This is a genomic window from Aeribacillus composti (genome assembly GCF_007827555.1).
GTDB classification, from domain to species: domain Bacteria; phylum Bacillota; class Bacilli; order Bacillales; family Aeribacillaceae; genus Aeribacillus; species Aeribacillus composti.
Map to the genome: position 1 here is coordinate 59,243 of NZ_VISS01000013.1, position 21,050 is coordinate 80,292.

The 21,050-nt window shown below is 40.4% G+C and carries 20 protein-coding genes; all 20 read left to right on the forward strand.

Features of this window, described 5'->3' with window-relative positions; all coding sequences use genetic code 11:
* Positions 1–29 precede the first annotated feature (29 nt).
* The 20 genes from FB379_RS08530 to truB all read left to right on the forward strand — a co-directional run bounded on the left by FB379_RS08530 (position 30) and on the right by truB (position 21,041).
* On the forward strand, positions 30–800 hold the full coding sequence (locus FB379_RS08530) for a FliA/WhiG family RNA polymerase sigma factor (RefSeq protein WP_063386688.1): 771 nt from the start codon (positions 30–32) through the stop codon (positions 798–800).
* 28 nt (positions 801–828) lie between these two features.
* Positions 829–1,308 (forward strand): DUF6115 domain-containing protein, encoded by a 480-nt coding sequence (locus tag FB379_RS08535; protein ID WP_144597749.1) that lies wholly within the window; start codon positions 829–831, stop codon positions 1,306–1,308.
* Positions 1,309–1,457: 149 nt separating this feature from the next.
* A complete protein-coding gene (rpsB, locus tag FB379_RS08540) occupies positions 1,458–2,159 on the forward strand; it encodes a 30S ribosomal protein S2 (RefSeq protein ID WP_063386690.1) in 702 nt (233 codons plus the stop codon).
* Between the two features lie 76 nt (positions 2,160–2,235).
* Positions 2,236–3,117 (forward strand): translation elongation factor Ts, encoded by an 882-nt coding sequence (gene tsf / locus FB379_RS08545; protein WP_063386691.1) that lies wholly within the window; start codon positions 2,236–2,238, stop codon positions 3,115–3,117.
* Between the two features lie 109 nt (positions 3,118–3,226).
* Entirely contained in the window at positions 3,227–3,949 is a 723-nt protein-coding gene (gene pyrH / locus FB379_RS08550; protein WP_063386692.1) for a UMP kinase, read from the forward strand.
* A 2-nt stretch (positions 3,950–3,951) separates the two neighbouring features.
* Positions 3,952–4,509 carry a ribosome recycling factor gene (gene frr / locus FB379_RS08555; protein WP_063386693.1) on the forward strand — a complete coding sequence of 186 codons (558 nt, stop codon included), beginning with the start codon at positions 3,952–3,954 and terminating at the stop codon, positions 4,507–4,509.
* A 118-nt stretch (positions 4,510–4,627) separates the two neighbouring features.
* A complete protein-coding gene (locus FB379_RS08560) occupies positions 4,628–5,401 on the forward strand; it encodes an isoprenyl transferase (protein WP_063386694.1) in 774 nt (257 codons plus the stop codon).
* Between the two features lie 15 nt (positions 5,402–5,416).
* A complete protein-coding gene (locus tag FB379_RS08565; protein ID WP_063386695.1) occupies positions 5,417–6,229 on the forward strand; it encodes a phosphatidate cytidylyltransferase in 813 nt (270 codons plus the stop codon).
* On the forward strand, positions 6,226–7,374 hold the full coding sequence (gene dxr / locus FB379_RS08570; RefSeq protein ID WP_144597750.1) for a 1-deoxy-D-xylulose-5-phosphate reductoisomerase: 1,149 nt from the start codon (positions 6,226–6,228) through the stop codon (positions 7,372–7,374). The genes FB379_RS08565 and dxr overlap by 4 nt, the downstream gene beginning before the upstream one ends.
* Before the next feature lie 14 nt (positions 7,375–7,388).
* Positions 7,389–8,648, forward strand: a complete 1,260-nt coding sequence (gene rseP, locus FB379_RS08575; RefSeq protein WP_063386697.1) for an RIP metalloprotease RseP — start codon at positions 7,389–7,391, stop codon at positions 8,646–8,648.
* 35 nt (positions 8,649–8,683) lie between these two features.
* Positions 8,684–10,384: a proline--tRNA ligase gene (locus tag FB379_RS08580; protein WP_066246473.1), complete on the forward strand. Its 1,701-nt coding sequence runs from the start codon at positions 8,684–8,686 to the stop codon at positions 10,382–10,384.
* 118 nt (positions 10,385–10,502) lie between these two features.
* Entirely contained in the window at positions 10,503–14,828 is a 4,326-nt protein-coding gene (locus FB379_RS08585; RefSeq protein WP_066246472.1) for a PolC-type DNA polymerase III, read from the forward strand.
* A 173-nt stretch (positions 14,829–15,001) separates the two neighbouring features.
* The gene (gene rimP / locus FB379_RS08590) at positions 15,002–15,478 is read left to right on the forward strand and encodes a ribosome maturation factor RimP (protein WP_144597751.1); all 477 of its coding nucleotides are present in this window, start codon (positions 15,002–15,004) and stop codon (positions 15,476–15,478) included.
* A 23-nt stretch (positions 15,479–15,501) separates the two neighbouring features.
* Positions 15,502–16,623, forward strand: coding sequence for a transcription termination factor NusA (gene nusA / locus FB379_RS08595; RefSeq protein ID WP_063386701.1), 1,122 nt, complete (start codon positions 15,502–15,504; stop codon positions 16,621–16,623).
* A gap of 12 nt (positions 16,624–16,635) precedes the next feature.
* Positions 16,636–16,920 carry an RNase P modulator RnpM gene (gene rnpM / locus FB379_RS08600; RefSeq protein WP_063386702.1) on the forward strand — a complete coding sequence of 95 codons (285 nt, stop codon included), beginning with the start codon at positions 16,636–16,638 and terminating at the stop codon, positions 16,918–16,920.
* Entirely contained in the window at positions 16,917–17,216 is a 300-nt protein-coding gene (locus FB379_RS08605; protein WP_063386703.1) for a YlxQ family RNA-binding protein, read from the forward strand. Before rnpM ends, FB379_RS08605 begins: the two co-directional genes overlap by 4 nt.
* 19 nt (positions 17,217–17,235) lie before the next feature.
* Complete coding sequence (gene infB / locus FB379_RS08610) at positions 17,236–19,398, forward strand: translation initiation factor IF-2 (protein ID WP_144597752.1); 2,163 nt, start codon at positions 17,236–17,238, stop codon at positions 19,396–19,398.
* Positions 19,398–19,676: a DUF503 domain-containing protein gene (locus FB379_RS08615; RefSeq protein WP_063386705.1), complete on the forward strand. Its 279-nt coding sequence runs from the start codon at positions 19,398–19,400 to the stop codon at positions 19,674–19,676. Before infB ends, FB379_RS08615 begins: the two co-directional genes overlap by 1 nt.
* A 16-nt stretch (positions 19,677–19,692) precedes the next feature.
* Positions 19,693–20,052 (forward strand): 30S ribosome-binding factor RbfA, encoded by a 360-nt coding sequence (gene rbfA, locus FB379_RS08620; RefSeq protein WP_063386706.1) that lies wholly within the window; start codon positions 19,693–19,695, stop codon positions 20,050–20,052.
* Between the two features lie 71 nt (positions 20,053–20,123).
* Positions 20,124–21,041 (forward strand): tRNA pseudouridine(55) synthase TruB, encoded by a 918-nt coding sequence (gene truB / locus FB379_RS08625; protein ID WP_094246022.1) that lies wholly within the window; start codon positions 20,124–20,126, stop codon positions 21,039–21,041.
* Positions 21,042–21,050 lie beyond the last annotated feature (9 nt).

Below are 21,050 nucleotides of genomic sequence, written 5' to 3' on the forward strand. Positions count from 1 at the left end.
ATTGACATTTTAGAAGGAGGAAAAAGGCAATGGTCCAATCGATGACACTGAATGATGAAAGGGTGTACTGGGACAAGTGGTTTCGTCACCGTGATCAAGATGCGGGCAACATGCTCGTCAAAAAATATATGCCGCTTGTCCGCTATCATGTCAGTCGTATTTCAGTGGGTCTTCCAAAAAATGTCGATAAAGATGATTTAATAAGTTTTGGATTGATGGGATTATATGATGCACTGGAAAAATTTGACCCTACACGAGATTTAAAATTCGATACGTATGCATCCTTCCGCATACGCGGAGCCATTCTTGACGGACTAAGGAAAGAAGATTGGCTTCCAAGAAGTTTTCGGGAAAAAGCAAAAAAAGTGGAAGCAGCCATTGAGCGGTTGGAGCAAAAATATCATCGCAATGTGACGCCTAATGAAGTTGCAGAAGAGTTGGGTATGACACCCGAAGAAGTCGTTCATGTCGTCAATGAAAACTTTTTTGCCAATGTCTTGTCAATTGATGAACAATTGCATGACCAAGAAGAAGGGGAACAGATGAACATTGTCCTTAAGGATGATAAAACATTAACTCCGGAAGAGCATCTGTTAAAAGAGGAATTATTTGAGCATTTAACAAAATTGATCTCACAATTAAACGATAAGGAGCAGCTCGTATTAAGCTTGTTTTATAAAGAAGAGCTGACATTAACAGAGATAGGAAACGTGCTGAATTTGTCCACTTCGAGAATTTCGCAAATTCATTCGAAAGCATTATATAAATTAAAAGGAACGCTCGTTAAGCTTTTATCTTAAAAAGAATACAATTAAATGAGGTTGAAACATGGCGGTATTTCTTTTACTGAGCTTTGTTTTGCACATCGTTTCGTTTTACTTTATCATTCTCCTTTATACACGCTATCAAAATGTAAAAAAAATAGAAGAAAAGCAGGAACAATTATTAAAAGAAGCAGAAGATTCGCTCGCGATGTTTTTATTGGAATTAAAAGAAGAAAACAAACAATTTCTTGAACAGCTCGAGCAAAACAGCGCCAAGCCCGGTTCTTTTGATCTCGAAAAATTAGTTGCGCAGCTGGAAGACAAGGTGGAAGTGAGCACAATCCAGAAAGATGCGAGCGCGGATGCAGAGCCTATCGACAAGGATGCAGAGCTTATAGAAGAGCCTAAAGATAAAAGAAAAAATTTGCATAAACAAGTATTCCAATTATTAGAGAAAGGATATACTATAGACGAAATCGCACAAACATTACATGTCGGCAAAACAGAAATTGAACTCGTCATGAAATTTCAACAAAACGATTGAATTCTTTCTTGATTGCCAAACTTCCATATGTTATATTTGTTTTTGGTGCTAATACACACGTCTGTTGATTTAAGCATCGGTGCTGTTTTGTGCAGTCATGCTTAAAAATGAAGCGGGCGGAGGATGAAAAACCATTAGGAGGAATGAAAATGTCAGTTATTTCAATGAAACAATTATTAGAAGCTGGTGTTCATTTCGGTCATCAAACACGCCGTTGGAATCCGAAAATGAAACGCTATATTTTCACTGAACGGAACGGAATTTACATCATTGACCTTCAAAAAACAGTAAAAAAAGTTGAGGAAGCGTATCAATTTGCAAGAGAGTTAGCTGCAAATGGAGGCAACATTTTATTCGTTGGTACGAAGAAGCAGGCGCAGGAATCTGTTAAAGAAGAAGCAGAACGCGCAGGAATGTTTTACGTCAATCAGCGCTGGCTGGGAGGAACATTAACGAACTTTGCTACAATTCAAAAACGAATTGCTCGTTTAAAAGAAATTGAAAAAATGCAAGAAGACGGCACATTTGATGTATTGCCGAAAAAAGAAGTAGTTCGTTTGAAAAAAGAATTGGAACGCCTTGAGAAATTTTTAGGCGGCATTAAGGAAATGAAACAGCTGCCTGATGCTGTTTATATTATCGATCCTCGCAAAGAGCGCATCGCTGTATCGGAAGCTCGCAAATTAAATATTCCGATTATCGGCATCGTTGACACAAACTGCGATCCGGATGAGATCGATTATGTAATCCCTGCAAATGATGATGCAATCCGCGCCGTCAAATTGTTAACTTCCAAAATAGCAGATGCTGTTTTAGAAGGCAAACAAGGCGAAGAAACTACAACTGCCTAAATGACAAAAGGTGATAAGAGGGGATTTTAGCCTTTTATCACCTTTTTTAAGCATACGAATTGAAGGAGGAACTTTTATGGCAATTACTGCTCAAATGGTAAAAGAGCTTCGGGAAAAAACCGGTGCAGGCATGATGGACTGCAAAAAGGCATTGACTGAAACAAATGGTGATATGGACAAAGCAATAGATTATCTTCGTGAAAAAGGCATAGCGAAAGCTGCGAAAAAAGCTGACCGAATCGCTGCAGAAGGCTTGACATTAATCAAAACTGACGGCAATACAGCTGTTATTTTGGAAGTGAATTCCGAAACAGACTTCGTTGCCAAAAATGATTCTTTTAAACAATTAATTGAAGATTTGGCTAAACACTTGCTGGCAAGCAAACCAGCTGATTTAAAAGACGCATTGGCTTCCAAAATGGAAAACGGTTCAACAGTGGAAGAATACATCCATGCTGCTATTGCTAAAATTGGCGAAAACATTACATTACGCCGTTTTGAAGTTGTCGAGAAAAATGATCAAGATGTCTTCGGCGCTTACTTGCACATGGGCGGACGCATTGCAGTATTAACGGTGCTTGAAGGCACAAATGATGAATCTGCTGCAAAAGATGTAGCAATGCATATTGCAGCGGTTAATCCGCGTTATATTTCTCGTGAAGATGTTCCTCAGGCTGAAGTGGAGCACGAACGCGAAGTTCTTAAAAAACAAGCTCTTCAAGAAGGAAAACCTGCAAACATTGTAGAAAAAATGGTTGAAGGCCGCCTCGGCAAATTTTTTGAGGAAATTTGCCTTTTAGAGCAAAATTTTGTAAAAAATCCTGATCAAAAAGTACGCGATTTCGTCAAAGCACAAAACGCAAACGTAAAAGCGTTTGTTCGCTATGAAGTTGGAGAAGGAATTGAAAAGCGTCAAGAAAATTTTGCTGAAGAAGTTATGAATCAAATTAAGAAATAAAAGTCATGAAAATGTTAAGAAGGGAACACAAGCGAGTGTTCCCTCTTTTTGAAAACCCTTTGTTTCAACTTTTCTATATATAGCGTCAAGAAATAGCTTGGAGGTTAATATGAGTACGCCAAAATATCATCGTATCGTGCTGAAATTAAGTGGAGAGGCGCTTGCTGGAGCTCAAGGCTTTGGAATTAATCCTTCCGTCATACAGTCAATTGCCAGACAAGTAAAGGAAATTGCTGAAATGGGTGTAGAAGTCGCAGTAGTTGTTGGCGGCGGAAACATTTGGAGAGGCAAAATCGGCAGCGAGATGGGGATGGATCGGGCAACAGCAGACTATATGGGAATGCTGGCGACTGTTATGAATTCTTTAGCTTTACAAGATAGTTTGGAAGGACTCGGCATTCCTACCCGAGTGCAAACTTCAATTGAAATGCGACAAGTCGCAGAACCGTACATAAGAAGAAAAGCCATTCGCCATTTGGAGAAGAAAAGGGTAGTCATTTTCGCAGCAGGAACAGGAAATCCTTATTTCTCAACAGACACAACGGCTGCGTTAAGAGCCGCTGAAATCGAAGCAGATGTCATTTTAATGGCGAAAAATAATGTAGATGGTGTATATAGCGCAGATCCAAAAAAGGATGCCTCAGCGGTAAAATATGATGAGTTATCTTATTTAGATTTATTAAAAGACGGGTTGGCTGTCATGGATTCAACAGCTTCTTCATTATGCATGGACAATAATATTCCTTTAATTGTTTTCTCGATTATGGAAGAAGGCAACATTAAACGTGCTGTTTTAGGAGAAAATATTGGAACAATTGTAAGGGGGAAATAAACATGTCTAAACAAGTTCTTTCACAAGCGAAAGAAAAAATGGAAAAAGCTTTATCAGCTTTCAAACGTGAATTAGCAGGTGTTCGTGCAGGCCGGGCAAACGCGTCTTTGCTTGATAAAATTCAGGTCGACTATTACGGAGTTCCAACTCCTGTAAATCAATTGGCATCGATTTCCACGCCAGAAGCACGTTTGCTTGTTGTTCAGCCTTATGACAAATCGACAATCGGTGAGGTTGAAAAAGCGATTTTAAAATCTGATCTTGGATTAACGCCGACATCGGACGGATCCGTCATCCGCATTGCCATTCCTCCATTGACGGAAGAGCGAAGAAAAGAACTGACAAAAGTAGTTCGCAAATATTCAGAGGATGCAAAAGTCGCTGTGCGAAACATTCGCAGAGATGCAAATGATGAATTAAAAAAATTAGAAAAAGCGGGCGACATTACAGAAGATGAACTGCGCGGTTTTCAAGATGATGTACAAAAACTGACGGACGAATACATTAAAAAAATTGATTCCGCAACAAAAGAAAAAGAAAAAGAAATCATGGAAGTTTAAACAAAATGAATGTACAATAGAAATGTGCTAAAAACCCTCTTTTCTCACAGGGGGTTTTTTTGTTCAAGAGGATTTGCTACATTTTTTAATGTCATATTATTCTCGGTGGAGGATTCTTATGTTTAATTTTCCTTATAAAAAAAAGAGCAGCAAAGGTTCCAAAAACTTGGTGGCGAAAGAAAACATTTTAGTAAATGAAATACCGGAACATGTGGCCATCATCATGGACGGAAACGGAAGATGGGCGAAAAAAAGATCGCTGCCTAGGATGGCCGGCCATCGGGAAGGAATGAAAGTAGTTAAAAAAATTACGAAATTAGCGAGCGATATCGGCATCAAAGTTTTGACCTTATATGCGTTTTCAACAGAAAATTGGAAAAGGCCAAAAGATGAGGTTAATTATTTAATGCGCCTTCCGGTCGAATTTTTATCGACTTTTTTGCCGGAATTAATACAGGAAAACGTGCAAGTTCGGGTTATCGGCGATCAATCTATGCTCCCCGATTATACGGTAAATGCTGTGAAGAAAGCTGTGAATGAAACGAAGCAAAACACCGGGCTGATTTTAAATTTTGCGTTGAACTATGGCAGCAGAACAGAAATTGTTGAAGCAGTAAAAAAAATATTAAGAGACCGCGAAGATGGAAAACTACATATAGATGACATAGATGAACAATTGTTTTCCAACTATTTAATGACGAAAAAGCTCAAAGATCCTGACCTGTTAATTCGGACAAGCGGAGAAATTCGGCTAAGCAACTTTATGCTCTGGCAGCTGGCTTATACTGAATTTTGGTTTACGGATGTGCTCTGGCCGGATTTTAATGAACACCATTTTTTGGAGGCAATCCGCGAATATCAGCAGAGAATCCGCAGATTCGGCGGCGTATAGAAGGAGCTAAAAAAAATGAAAACACGAATCATTACAGCAATTTGTGCTTTAGCCTTATTTGTACCAATTGTCATTATTGGCGGACTTCCGCTGACAATTGCTATTTATGTGCTCGCATCAGTTGGATTGTTTGAATTATTTAGAATGAAACGATTTCATTTATTTTCATTTCCAGTTTTGTTCAGCTTTATCCTTTTATGGATTTTAATTTTCCCAAACCGTTATATTGATTTGCTTCATCAAATACATATAAGTAAAACTGGCTTTCTTTTTTTTGGCGCGATCCTGTTATTGATCTATACAGTGTTTTCAAAAAACCAATTTTCTTTTGATGACGTTGGATTTGCGCTCATTGCGATCATATATGTGGGAGTCGGATTTTATTTTTTTATTGAAATGAGAGTGTTAGGTCTAGACAAGCTTTTGTTTGCTCTGCTAACGATTTGGGCGACTGATTCAGGCGCTTACTTTATCGGCCGAGCCTTCGGAAAGAAAAAACTATCAGCTGAAATTAGCCCTAATAAAACAGTCGAAGGATTTTTCGGAGGGATTTTCTCGGCAATTTTGGTTGGATTAATTTTCCACTATTTTGCAAATTTTTTACCGACATATGTTCAAACCGTTTTTGTGTCCGTCATTGTTTCTATTGTTGGACAAATGGGGGATTTAGTACAGTCCGCTTTTAAACGCCATTACGGCACAAAGGATTCCGGAACGATTTTTCCAGGCCACGGGGGAGTTCTTGACCGTTTTGACAGCTTGATTTTTATTATGCCGATTTTATATTTCTTCATCCAATTGATCAGTAGACAAGGGGTGACAATGTGAAAAAAATTATTTTGCTGGGTGCGACAGGATCTATTGGGCAGCAAACTCTCGATGTGATTCGAGCAAATCCGGATTCATTCAGGCTAGTTGCGATGTCATTTGGAGAAAATATCGAACTTGGATTGAAGGCTGTTCATGAATTTAAACCAGAGCTTGTTGCTGTCAAAAATCGTGAAATTTATGATCAAATTCGTTTGAACATCCCTTCTAACTGTCAGCTTACATACGGACATGACGGGCTGTGTGAAACGGCTGCTTATCATAAAGGCGAGATAGTAGTGAATGCGGTCATTGGGAGCGTCGGGCTTATTCCAACACTAAAAGCGATCGAAGCGAAAAAAACGGTCGCTTTAGCGAATAAGGAAACACTTGTTACAGCTGGACAAATTGTGACCGACTATGCTCGAAAACACAATGTGCAAATTCTTCCTGTGGACAGTGAACATTCCGCGATTTTCCAATGCTTGAACAGGGAAAAAAAGGAAAGCGTCGAACGGCTTATTTTAACGGCTTCAGGAGGAAGCTTTCGGGATAAATCGCGAAATGAATTAAAGCATGTTACAGTTAAGGAAGCGTTAAACCATCCGAACTGGTCAATGGGCGCAAAAATAACGATCGATTCTGCGACGATGATGAACAAAGGGCTTGAAGTCATTGAAGCACATTGGCTCTTTTCTGTTTCATACGACCAAATTGATGTGCTGCTGCATAAAGAAAGTGTCATTCACTCGATGGTCGAATTTCATGATGGCAGCATCATAGCGCAGCTTGGAACTCCTGATATGAAAATACCGATTCAATATGCGCTTACATATCCAAATAGAATTCCTTCTTATGAAAGCGAAAGATTGGATTTAACAAAATATGGACAGCTTCATTTTGAAAAAATTGATTTTGATCGATACCGTTGCTTAAAATTTGCTTTTGATTCGGGTAAAATAGGAGGTACAATGCCTGCTGTTTTAAACGCAGCGAACGAAGTGGCAGTCAATGCTTTTTTGGAAGATAAAATTCCGTTTTTAAAGATAGAAGAACTTGTGGAAAGGGCATTAGAAGAACATGCTCCGCTTTTCAATCCGACCTTGGAGGATATACAAGAAGCGGATGGAAGGACAAGACAGTTTGTTCAATCTTTAATTAATTAGAGGTGGTAAAATAAGTGAACACGGTGATCGCATTTGTCGTTATTTTTGGCGTATTGGTGTTTTTCCACGAATTAGGGCACTTAGTTATGGCGAAAAGGGCAGGCATTTTATGCCGTGAATTTGCAATCGGCTTCGGGCCGAAAATTTTGTCGTTTAAACGAAAAGAAACGGTCTATACGATCAGGCTTTTGCCTATCGGCGGCTTCGTGCGCATGGCGGGGGAAGACCCGGAGATGATTGAGGTCAAACCTGGCTATCAGGTTGGACTATTGTTTAATCAGAAAGGACAAGTTGAAAAAATTATTTTAAACAGAAAAGAAAAGTATCCTAATGCAAAAGTGATTGAAGTTGAACAAGCAGATTTGGAACATGGAATGTTTATCACAGGCTATGAAGATGGAGAAGACAGCGGTCTAAAAAGGTTTGAAGTAAGCGAAACATCCTTTTATGTAGTTGACGGTGAAGAAATTCAAATTGCACCTTATAACAGGCAATTTGCTTCAAAAACGCTCGTTCAAAGAACGCTCGCCATTGCTGCCGGACCTTTTATGAATTTTCTATTAGGGTTTTTAGTTTTGTTTTACCTCGGCTTAAGCCAAGGAGTGCCCGTGAATGAACCGGTTTTAGGAGAAATCGTCCCTGACAGCGCGGCTGAACAAGCAGGATTACGGGAAGGCGATGTTGTAAAAGAAATAGAAGGAACGCCGATGAATTCGTGGAAAGATGTCGTTGAAATGATCAGAGCAAATCCGGAGAATGAGCTTCTTTTTTCAATTGAACGTTCCGGAGAAGAATTGGAAATGACGGTAACGCCGGATTCTGTGAAATCCGAAAACAAAACGATCGGCCAAATAGGAGTTTATTCCCCGGTTGAAAAAACATTTTTCGGTTCTTTGAAATATGGCTTAGTTGAGACCTATACATGGTCGAAAGAAATAATATTTGCGGTTGGGAAGCTGATAACCGGACAATTTTCAATTGATATGCTCTCTGGACCTGTCGGCATATATGATATGACAGGAAAAGTTGCAGAAACAGGCTTGACAAGCCTATTGAGCTGGACGGCTCTCTTAAGCATTAACCTTGGCATTATGAACTTGCTTCCAATTCCAGCTCTAGATGGAGGACGCTTATTGTTTTTTGCCATTGAAGCGGTCCGGGGAAAACCGATTGATCGACAAAAAGAAGGGATCGTCCACTTTATCGGATTTGCACTTCTAATGCTGTTAATGCTCGTTGTGACATGGAATGACATCCAAAAGTTTTTCCTTTAAAAAATAATATAGAAATCAAATTCGAGGTGCTTTAAATGAAACAGAGTCAGTCATTTATACCCACAATGAGAGAAAATCCAGCAGATGCGGAAGTTAAAAGCCACCAGCTGCTGTTGCGTGCCGGATACATTCGGCAGACAGCTAGCGGTGTTTATTCGTATCTGCCTCTTGCTCATAGAGTGTTAACCAAAATTGAAAATATTATCAGAGAGGAAATGAACCGGATCGGAGCGGTGGAGTTGCTAATGCCGGCTTTGCAGCAAGCAGAACTTTGGCAGGAGTCTGGCCGCTGGTATTCATACGGATCAGAATTAATGAGATTGAAAGACCGTCATGAACGTGATTTTGCTTTAGGTCCGACTCATGAAGAAGTTATAACAAGTTTGGTAAAAGATGAGATCAAATCTTATAAGCGTCTGCCGCTCACCCTTTATCAAATTCAAACGAAGTTCCGGGATGAAAAGCGTCCGCGGTTCGGTCTTTTGCGGGGACGAGAGTTCATTATGAAAGATGCTTACTCTTTTCATGCTACACAGGAAAGCTTAGATGAAGTGTACGAACAGGTTCGAGAAGCATACAGCCGCATCTTTACTCGATGTGGGTTGAACTTTCGCGCAGTCATCGCTGATTCGGGAGCAATGGGCGGTAAAGATACTCATGAATTTATGGTGCTTTCGGAAATCGGAGAAGATACGATCGCATATTCTGATTCGTCCGATTATGCAGCAAATATTGAAATGGCTCCGGTAGTTGCATCTTATGAAAAGGTTGACGAACCGCTCATGGAGCTTGAAAAAAAAGAAACGCCAAACAAAAAATCCATTGAAGAAGTGGCGCAGTTTTTCCAAGTTCCGAAGGAAAAATTAATAAAATCCGTTTTATTTAAAGTAGATGAAAAGTTCGTTCTTGTTCTTGTCCGCGGTGATCATGAGGTCAATGACGTGAAACTGAAAAACCTTTATCAGGCATCAGTTGTTGAACTTGCTTCAGCTGAAGAAACAGAGCAGGTAATGGGAGTTTCACCCGGATTTTTAGGACCGATCGGCGCATCCGACAAAGTGGAAATTGTCGCAGATTATGCAGTTCAAGCAGTCGTAAATGGAATATGCGGGGCAAATGAAAACGATTTGCACTATATCGGAGTAAACCCTGATCGGGATTTTACCGTTACCAAGTATGAAGATATAAGATTTATTCAGGAAGGGGACCCTTCGCCGGACGGAAAGGGACGGATCAAGTTCGCGAAAGGCATTGAAGTCGGCCACGTCTTTAAGCTTGGCACAAGATACAGTGAAGCGATGAAGGCAGAATTTTTAGATGAAAAGGGAAAAACAAACCCTATCATCATGGGATGCTATGGTATCGGTGTTTCACGCTTACTGTCTGCGGTGGTCGAGCAATTTCATGATGAAAATGGAATTATTTGGCCTAATAAATTAGCTCCGTTTGAAGTCCACCTTATTCCGGTTAATATGAAAAACGAAGAACAAGTCAAGGTTGCAGAGCAAATTTATCACGATTTGCAGGCGAAAGGATACGAAGTCCTTTATGATGATCGTGCTGAACGGCCGGGTGTGAAATTTGCTGACAGTGATTTAATTGGCATTCCTGTCAGAATAACGGTCGGAAAAAGAGCTGGTGAAGGGATTGTAGAAGTGAAAGAAAGAAAAAGCGGAAATAGTATAGAAGTTTCTGTTGATCAGCTAAAAGAGCAGCTTGCCAAACTTCTCCGCTAATGAAGCTGGATGCCGTAGATGAAGCTGGCATAGGTGAAGAGTAGGGGGTCTTGCCTTTATGATAATTTGTCAAACGGGTCAAGCCCCCTATTAACTTTTTGGGAAAGAGGGGAAACCAATGGATGATAAAGACTTGCAGCAGCAAAAAGAACGGTTTCAGATTTTGTTGAAACAGCTTGAAATGACGGATGATCAAATCTACCCTTATTTCCAAAACGGAGCGATCTTAAAATTAACAGTTCATAAAAAATCTAAATTATGGGATTTCTCTTTTCGGCTTGAAAACATTCTTCCATTTCGTATCCTGCAATTGTTTGATAGAAGATTGAACAAAACATTTTCTCATTTAGCCAATGTTACGTTTCACATTACAACTGTGAAACAAGAATATGATGAACAGCTCGTTCAAGACTACTGGGAGTTTTGCCTCCAAGAAATGGAGGGGGTTTCTCCGCCGATATTATCACTGTTAAAAGAACAAATGCCGAAGCTGGAAAAGCAAAAATTAATGATTCGCACGAGAAATGAGACGGAAAATGAAACGATCAAGAAAAAATACGGCCCCATCATCCAGCAGGCGTACGAGAAGTACGGCTTTCCAAAGCTGACTATCGACACGGTGATCGATGCATCTAACGAAGAATGGGAAAAATTTTTGGAGCAGAAGCAAAAAGAAGACGAAGAGCGGATTTTACAAGCAATGATGGAAATGAAGCAAAATGGAAAGGAAAATCAAACTCAGGAGCCTAAAAAGCAGGAAGGTCCTCTTATTATCGGATACAAAATAAAAGATGACGAAGAAATTCGCACTCTTGATAACATTTTTGATGAAGAGCGGAGAGTCGTCATTCAAGGATATGTTTTTGAGGCGGAAACAAAGGAATTAAAAAGCGGAAGAACGTTATGCACGTTTAAAATTACCGATTATACCAATTCCATTTTAGTCAAAATGTTCGGCCGCGATAAAGAAGATAATGCATTGCTTGCATCGATCAAAAAAGGAATGTGGCTGAAAGTTCGCGGAAGCATTCAAAACGATACATTTGTTCGTGATCTTGTCATGATTGCCAATGACATTAATGAAATCAACCCGAAAAAACGGCTCGATACCGCACCTGAAGGAGAGAAAAGGGTGGAATTGCACCTTCATTCGCAGATGAGCCAAATGGATGCCGTCACATCGATCACAGATCTTGTTGAACAAGCTAAAATGTGGGGCCATGAAGCGATTGCATTGACAGATCACGCAGTTGTCCAATCTTTTCCAGAGGCATATGCTGCAAGCAAAAAGTTTGGCGTTAAAATGATTTACGGTCTTGAAGCAAATATTGTTGATGACGGTGTACCGATTGCTTATAACGAATCGCACAGACTTTTAAGCGAAGATACCTTTGTTGTGTTTGACGTTGAAACAACAGGGCTTTCGGCTGTATACGACACGATCATTGAACTTGCAGCGGTGAAAATAAAAAACGGGGAAATTATCGACCGATTTGAATCGTTTGCCAACCCTCACCATCCGCTTTCAGCAACAACGATAGAACTGACGGGAATTACCGATGATATGGTTCAAAATGCTCCCAACGTCGATGAAGTATTGTACAAATTTAAAGAATGGGCAGCCGACAGCATTTTAGTTGCCCACAATGCAAGCTTTGACATGGGCTTTATTAATGCAGGCTACAAAAAATATTTGCAGGTTAAAAAGGCGGACAACCCTGTCATTGATACTCTTGAACTTGCAAGATATTTATATCCTAATTTAAAAAACCACCGCCTGAATACATTGTGCAAAAAGTTTGATATAGAGCTTGTACAGCATCATAGAGCCATTTATGATGCGGAAGCAACCGGCTATTTGCTTGTAAAATTGCTGCAAGAGGTAAATGAACGAGGAATTCTTTATCATGATGAGCTGAATGAGCGGACTGGGGATTCAAAAGCGTATGAGCGGGCAAGACCGTTTCACGCGACGCTTCTTGTGCAAAATGAAACAGGGCTGAAAAATTTATTTAAGCTTGTATCTCTTTCCCATGTTCAATATTTTTATCGCGTTCCGCGCATTCCCCGTTCTGTATTGTTAAAGCATAGGGAAGGCATTTTAATTGGTTCAGGCTGCGACAAGGGAGAAATTTTCGAAGCAATGATGCAAAAAGGTCCAGAAGAAGTTGAAGAGATGGCTTCATTTTATGATTTTCTCGAAGTGCATCCGCCGGAAGTATATTACCCTCTAATTGAGACGGAGCAGGTTCGAAATGAACAAGCGATCAAAGAAATCATTGCAAACATAGTCAAACTAGGGGAAAAGCTGTCGATTCCGGTTGTGGCAACAGGCAATGTCCATTATTTAAACAAGGAAGATAAAATTTACCGGAAAATCTTAATTTCTTCGCAAGGGGGAGCGAATCCTTTAAACCGCCATACATTGCCTGATGTGCATTTCCGTACAACAAATGAAATGCTGGATGCTTTTCGTTTTTTAGGCGATGAAAAAGCGAAAGAAATTGTTGTGACAAACAGCCAGTACATCGCCTCTCTCATAGGTGATGTAAAACCGATTAAAGATGATCTGTATACACCGAAAATAGACGGTGCCGAAGAAGAAATTCGGGAAATGAGCTACAATCGTGCCAAAGAAATATACGGAGACCCATTGCCGGAAATCGTTCAAGCAAGGCTTGAAAAAGAGTTGAAAAGCATTATCGGCCACGGATTTGCCGTCATTTATTTGATATCTCACAAACTAGTAAAAAAATCTTTGGATGACGGGTACTTGGTCGGTTCAAGGGGATCAGTCGGCTCATCCTTTGTTGCCACGATGACGGAAATTACTGAGGTGAACCCTCTTCCGCCTCATTACGTTTGTCCAAAATGCAAGCATTCCGAATTTTTCAATGACGGCTCTGTAGGATCCGGATACGATCTTCCTGATAAAAATTGTCCGCAATGCGGAGCGCCATATAAAAAGGACGGGCATGACATACCGTTTGAAACGTTTCTAGGATTTAAAGGAGACAAGGTGCCTGATATTGATTTGAATTTTTCAGGTGAATATCAGCCGAGAGCACACAATTATACGAAAGTGCTGTTTGGTGAAGATAAAGTGTACCGTGCAGGAACAATTGGCACCGTTGCCGAAAAGACAGCTTTCGGATTTGTCCGCGGCTACATGAACGATCATAATCTGCATTTCCGCAGTGCAGAAGTCGATCGGCTTGTGAAAGGATGTACGGGGGTCAAGCGGACGACAGGACAGCATCCCGGAGGAATCATCGTTGTTCCCGATTATATGGATATATATGATTTTACTCCAATTCAATATCCGGCAGATGATACAAGCGCTGATTGGAAAACGACACATTTTGATTTCCACTCCATTCACGATAACTTATTAAAGCTTGATATACTAGGGCACGATGATCCGACGGTCATCAGAATGCTTCAAGATTTAAGCGGAATCGATCCGAAGACCATTCCAACAGATGATCCGGAAGTAATGAAAATCTTTTCCTCAACCGAATCACTTGGCGTGACAGAGGAGCAGATTGGCTGTAAAACGGGCACTCTGGGGATTCCAGAGTTCGGCACGCGATTTGTCCGCCAAATGTTGGAGGAAACAAGACCGACGACATTTTCAGAGCTTGTCCAAATATCAGGATTGTCCCATGGGACAGATGTTTGGCTAGGAAACGCACAAGAGCTGATTCAAAGTGGCACATGTACATTAAGTGAGGTCATTGGCTGCCGTGACGATATTATGGTTTATTTAATCTATCAAGGATTGGAGCCGTCGTTAGCCTTTAAAATTATGGAGTCGGTTCGGAAAGGAAAAGGCTTGATTCCCGAATGGGAAGAAGAGATGAAAAAGAACGGCGTTCCAGACTGGTATATTGAATCTTGCAAAAAAATCAAATATATGTTTCCAAAAGCTCACGCGACAGCTTATGTATTAATGGCTGTGCGGATTGCATATTTTAAAGTGCATTTTCCTCTGCTATTCTATGCAACTTATTTTACAGTCAGAGCGGACGATTTTGACATCGAAACGATGATCAAAGGAAGCACCGCAATCAGAGCGAAAATTGAAGAGATCAGTGCAAAAGGGCTCGATGCTTCTCCAAAAGAGAAGAGCTTGCTGACCGTATTGGAGATGGCACTTGAAATGACGGAGCGTGGATTTTCATTCCAAAAAGTAGATTTATACCGCTCTCAAGCCAAAGAATTCATTATTGACGGCGACAGCCTGATACCACCGTTTAATTCGATACCAGGGCTTGGTACGAACGCGGCTATCAATATTGTTAAAGCGAGAGAAGAAGGAGAATTTTTATCCAAAGAGGATCTGCAGGAGCGGACAAAAATTTCAAAAACGATTATGGAATATCTTGAAAATCATGGCTGTTTGGCATCGCTGCCTGAGCAAAATCAGCTCTCCCTTTTCTGATTTGCGATTCAATTTGCAAACCTGATTAGGTTATGTTATATTCATTTATGGAAATGCTAAAAAAAGCCTAACGAAAGAGTGGGGAAAAAACCCACTCTTTCCTATTGGAACTAGTTTTTTATGACGATTAAATAGATGTCCCTTTCTGAAACGCTGAAATTAAGGAGGAAAATATGAGCCAATCTATAACAGATCTCGTCAAAGAACTAGCATCGCCAATTCTTGAAAATTTGCAGCTGGAACTAGTAGATATTGAATATGTAAAAGAGGGGAAAAATTGGTATTTACGGCTTTTTATTGATTCTGAAGATGGTGTCGATATTGAAGAGTGCGGTATGGTAAGCGAACATTTGAGCGAAAAGCTGGATGAAATCGATCCGATTCCTCACAACTATTTCTTGGAGGTATCTTCTCCAGGCGCTGAACGTCCTTTAAAAACAAAGGCCGATTTTGAAAAGGCTGTCGGGAAAAATGTCGCACTCAAAACTTACGAGCCGATCAACGGGGAAAAACATTTTGAAGGGGTTTTAACGGATTTTGACGGCGAGATTGCCACACTCGAAATAAGAGTGAAAACAAAAACTAAACAAGTGGAAATTCCTTGGGGAAAAATTGCAAAAGCTAGACTTGCCGTTTCATTTAATATTTAAGTGATGAGGAGGAACATCATTTTATGAACAGCCAACTTTTAGATGCCTTGACAGTATTAGAAAAAGAAAAAGGCATTAGTAAAGATGTCATTATAGATGCGATTGAAGCTGCCCTCATTTCTGCATACAAACGCAACTTTAACCAAGCGCAAAACGTGCGTGTCGATATTAATCGCGAAACAGGTACGATGCAGGTGTTTGCGAGAAAAGAAGTGGTGGAAGAAGTAACGGATCCCCGTTTGGAAATTTCCATCCATGATGCGATGAACATCAATCCCCAATATGAAATCGGCGATGTCGTTGAAATTGAGGTGACACCGAAAGAATTTGGACGAATAGCAGCACAAACTGCGAAACAAGTCGTTACGCAGCGAGTTCGTGAAGCCGAAAGAGGAGTCATTTATTCGGAATTTATTGATCGTGAAGAAGATATCATGACCGGAATCGTCCAAAGAACTGATCCCAAATATATATACGTAAGTCTAGGGAAAATAGAGGCTCTCCTCCCACAATCGGAACAGATGCCGAATGAAAAATACGAACCTCATGACCGAATTAAAGTATTCATTACAAAAGTAGAAAAAACAACAAAAGGACCACAAATTTTTGTTTCCAGAACACACCCGGGGCTGTTGAAGCGTTTATTCGAATTGGAAGTTCCGGAAATATATGACGGGACAGTGGAAATTAAATCAGTCGCCCGGGAGGCAGGTGACAGATCAAAGATTTCGGTTCATTCCGACAATCCTGAAGTTGACCCGGTCGGATCATGCGTTGGACCAAAAGGCCAGCGTGTTCAAGCAATTGTAAACGAGTTGAATGGCGAAAAAATTGATATCGTTCGCTGGTCTAAAAATCCTGTTGAATTTGTTGCAAATGCTTTAAGTCCTTCAAAAGTTTTGGACGTTATTGTCGATGAAGAGGAAAAAGCTACAACCGTCATCGTTCCTGATTATCAATTATCCCTTGCGATTGGCAAAAGAGGGCAAAACGCGCGCCTCGCTGCCAAATTAACCGGATGGAAAATTGATATTAAAAGCGAATCGGAAGCGAGAGAGCTGAACATCTATCCTCGCGAAGAGCATGATAGTTTATTCCAATTTGACAATACGGATGATGAACACGGAGAAGAACAAGACGAATAGAGGTGGTTACCAGTGGCAAAGCAAAAGAAAATTCCGATGAGAAAATGTGTGGCGACTGGCGAAATGAGACCCAAAAAGGAGCTTGTTCGAATCGTTCGTTCGAAAGAAGGAGAAGTTTCGGTTGATTTAACAGGAAAGAAAAATGGACGCGGTGCTTATATCACTCTTGATAAAGACTGCATTTTAAAGGCGAAAAAGAAAAATGTGCTATCCGTCCATTTAGATGCGCCTGTTCCGGAATCTATATATGATGAATTAATTCAGCTAGCTGAGAAGGAGAAACCTTCATTGCCATGAATGGACAATGGAAATCTTTATTAGGCCTTGCCTATCGGGCAAGAAAAGTGATTTCAGGAGAAGAACTTGTTTTGAAAGAGGTTCGAAATAAGCGTGCAAAACTCGTTTTATTGGCAGACGATGCTTCTTCTAACACGAAGAAAAAAATTACGGATAAATGTTCGTTTTATAAAGTTCCGCTCGTGATTGCCCCAAACCGATACGAACTTGGGCAATCGATCGGTAAGGAAGAAAGAGTAGTTGTTGCCGTGACGGAAGAAGGTTTTGCCAAGAAGTTGAAGCTTCTACTTGAATAACTACTTTGGGGGTGAACGTATGGGTAAAATGCGAGTATATGAATATGCAAAACAACAAAATATAACGAGCAAAGAAGTAATCCATACATTAAAAGAAATGAATATAAATGTTGCAAACCACATGTCAATGATCGACAGCAATACAATTGAAAAACTCAATGGACGATATCAAAAGGAACAACCTAAGAAAAACGTTCAAAAAGATCATCAACCAAAACAAAAGGCAGAAAAGCATGCAGCATATGATGACATTCCATTTGATGACGATGAGGATATCGTATTGAACAAGAAAAAATCAGGCAAAAAACCTTCTCCAAAACGCGAGGAACGCAAACAAAACGTTCCGATTCAACAAACGAAACATAAAAACAAAAAAAATGGAAAGAAAAACAAAAAAGCGGTTCAAAATGAAGCTCCAAGCAAAAAAGAATTGCCGTCCAAAATTACGTATCAAGGCTCTTTAACAGTCGCTGAGCTTGCCAACAAACTCCATAAAGAACCGTCAGAGATCATTAAGAAGCTCATGATGCTCGGCGTCATGGCAACAATCAACCAAGAGCTGGAGAAGGACATTATCGAACTGATCGCTTCTGAATACGGCGTTGAAGTGGAAGAAGAAATTGTTTTCGATGAAACAGAATTTGAAAAGTATGAAATCGAAGACAAGGAAGAAGATCTTGTCAGCCGTCCTCCTGTTGTGACAATTATGGGGCATGTTGACCATGGGAAAACGACTCTTTTAGATTCCATTCGAAAAACAAAAGTGGCTGAAGGCGAAGCTGGAGGCATTACGCAGCATATCGGCGCTTACCAGGTTGAAGTGGAAGGGAAAAAGATCACATTTTTAGATACACCTGGCCATGCAGCGTTTACAACAATGAGAGCCCGCGGTGCTCAATTAACAGATATTACTGTTTTAGTCGTTGCTGCAGATGATGGTGTTATGCCGCAGACAGTTGAGGCAATTAACCATGCAAAAGCTGCGAATGTGCCGATTATTGTAGCGGTCAACAAAATGGATAAGCCGACGGCAAATCCTGACCGTGTGATGCAGGAATTAACGGAACATGGCCTTGTACCGGAAGATTGGGGCGGCGACACGATATTTGTGCCAATTTCGGCATTAAAAGGTGACGGAATTCCTGAACTATTGGAAATGATCTTGCTCGTTGCGGAAATGGAAGAGTTAAAAGCGAATCCGAATCGTCTTGCAACCGGTACGGTTGTTGAAGCAAAGCTTGATAAAGGCAGAGGTTCAGTTGCAACATTGCTTGTTCAAAACGGAACGCTTCGTGTCGGTGATCCAATTGTTGTCGGAAACACATATGGACGGGTGCGTGCGATGGTGAATGATGTCGGAAAACGTGTAAAAGAAGCTTTACCGTCCACTCCGGTTGAAATCACCGGTCTTCATGAAGTTCCATTAGCCGGCGACAGATTTATGGTATTTGAAGATGAGAAAAAAGCGCGTCAAATCGGTGAAGCCCGTGCGAAAAAACAGCTGGAAGAGCAGCGCAGCGAAAAGACAAAGCTAAGCCTTGATGATTTATTTGAACAAATTAAGCAAAATGATATAAAAGAAATTAATTTAATCGTCAAAGCAGATGTGCAAGGTTCCGTTGAAGCTCTTTCATCAGCTCTTCAAAAAATCGATGTTGAAGGAGTAAAAGTAAAAATTATTCACACCGGTGTCGGTGCCATTACGGAATATGACATCATGCTTGCCTCTGCTTCCAACGCTATTGTGATCGGCTTTAATGTTCGCCCGGATGTGAATGCGAAGAGAACAGCGGAAGCGGAAAACGTCGACATTCGCCTTCACCGCATCATTTATAAAGTGATCGAAGAAATCGAAGCGGCTATGAAAGGTATGCTTGATCCTGAATACGAAGAAAAAGTGATCGGTACCCTTGAAGTGCGGCAAACATTCAAAGTTTCTAAAATCGGTACAATTGCCGGCTGCTACGTCACAGATGGTTCTGTTACACGCGACAGCGGCGTTCGCTTAATTCGGGACGGAGTCGTGATTTTTGAAGGTGAAATTGACACTTTAAAACGTTTTAAAGATGATGTAAAAGAAGTTGCTCAAGGATATGAGTGCGGACTTACGATTAAAAACTTTAACGATATTAAAGAAGGCGACACGATTGAAGCGTTCATCATGGAGGAAGTTAAAAAATAATGCTCGGAATGGTATCATGTGAATGCATGATTTTTGAAGCTTCTTCTTTAAAAGAAAAACGTGCAGTAGTGCAACGAATTATAAAAAGACTGCAAAACAAATTTAATGTCAGTGTTGCAGAAATCGGCTTTCAGGATGCATGGCAGCGGACCGAAATCGGCATTGCCTGCCTTGCATCGAGCCGCGCCATCGCGGAAAAAGAACTGAACCAGGCATTGAAGTTGATCGATTCTTTTCCTGAAATTGAACGAACCATTACAACATTTGACTGGTTTTAGCAAATGAGGTGATGAAATGAGCCTAAGAGCAAACAGAGTAGCTGAACAGATGAAAAAAGAGCTAAGCGATATTATTGGCAGAAAAATTAAAGACCCGAGAATTGGATTTGTAACTGTAACGGACGTTCGCTTAACAGGGGATTTGCAAATCGCTAAAGTATATATTTCTGTATTGGGAAATGAGGAACAGAAGGAAAACACGATGAAGGCGCTGGCGAAAGCCAAAGGATTTATCCGCTCTGAAATCGGGTCGCGGATTCGGCTGCGGAAAACTCCGGAAATTCATTTTGAATTTGACGAGACAATTGATTATGGCAATCGAATCGAATCATTAATCCATGAATTGAAAAAAGAAGAAAGAGATCATGAAAGCTGAGGAATCCCGTTTCACAATTGTGTAACGGGTTCTTTTTTCATGATTGCAGCTGGCAAAAGGAAGGTGTGACTGTGGACGGCGTTCTTCTCTTACATAAACCTAGAGGAATGACTTCAAATGATTGTGTCCAAAAAGTGCGCAAATTGTTTCGAACGAAAAAAGCGGGGCATACTGGTACATTAGATCCGGATGTCTCAGGCGTGCTCCCTATTTGCATCGGCAAGGCAACAAAAATTTCGTCATATTTAATGGCTGAGAATAAGGAATACATCGCTGAAGTAACATTAGGAGCTGCCACTGAAACAGAGGATGCTTCTGGAAGCATTATTGCTGTAAAAGAAGTAAAGCTCCCGCCATCAAAAGAGGAAATTGAACGAGTGCTGGAAAGCTTTCGCGGAGAAATTGAACAAATTCCGCCAATGTATTCTGCAGTAAAAGTAAATGGAAAAAAATTATACGAATACGCGCGTGAAGGGAAAGTAGTCGAAAGGCCGAAAAGAAGGGTTGTCATTCATGCCATGCACCTTTTAAGCGATATAAAACAACATGACAAAACGGCTTCCTTTTCCATTCAAGTCTCTTGCTCAAAAGGGACATATATTCGAACTCTCGCGGTCATGATTGGAGAAAAATTAGGGTATCCTGCTCACATGTCTGAATTGGTGCGAATAAGATCCGGCCGTTTTCATTTACATGACTGCGTCACGTTTTCTGCGGTCGAGCAATGTTTAAAAACGGGAGATTTGCCAAACGGTTTTCTTACCATAGAGGAAGCATTAAATCAATTGCCGAAAATTAAAATAAATGATACATTAGCAAAGAAAGTAAAAAACGGAGCGATGTTGGAAATGAACGAGGATTTCCAGCATATTGGACAAAATGATGTTGTAGCAATATGGAATAATCGAGAAATTATTGCCATATATAAAAAGCATTCAGAAAAAAACAATGTGCTTAAACCCGTCAAGGTGTTAAAAACGAATGAATAGGTAAGAAAA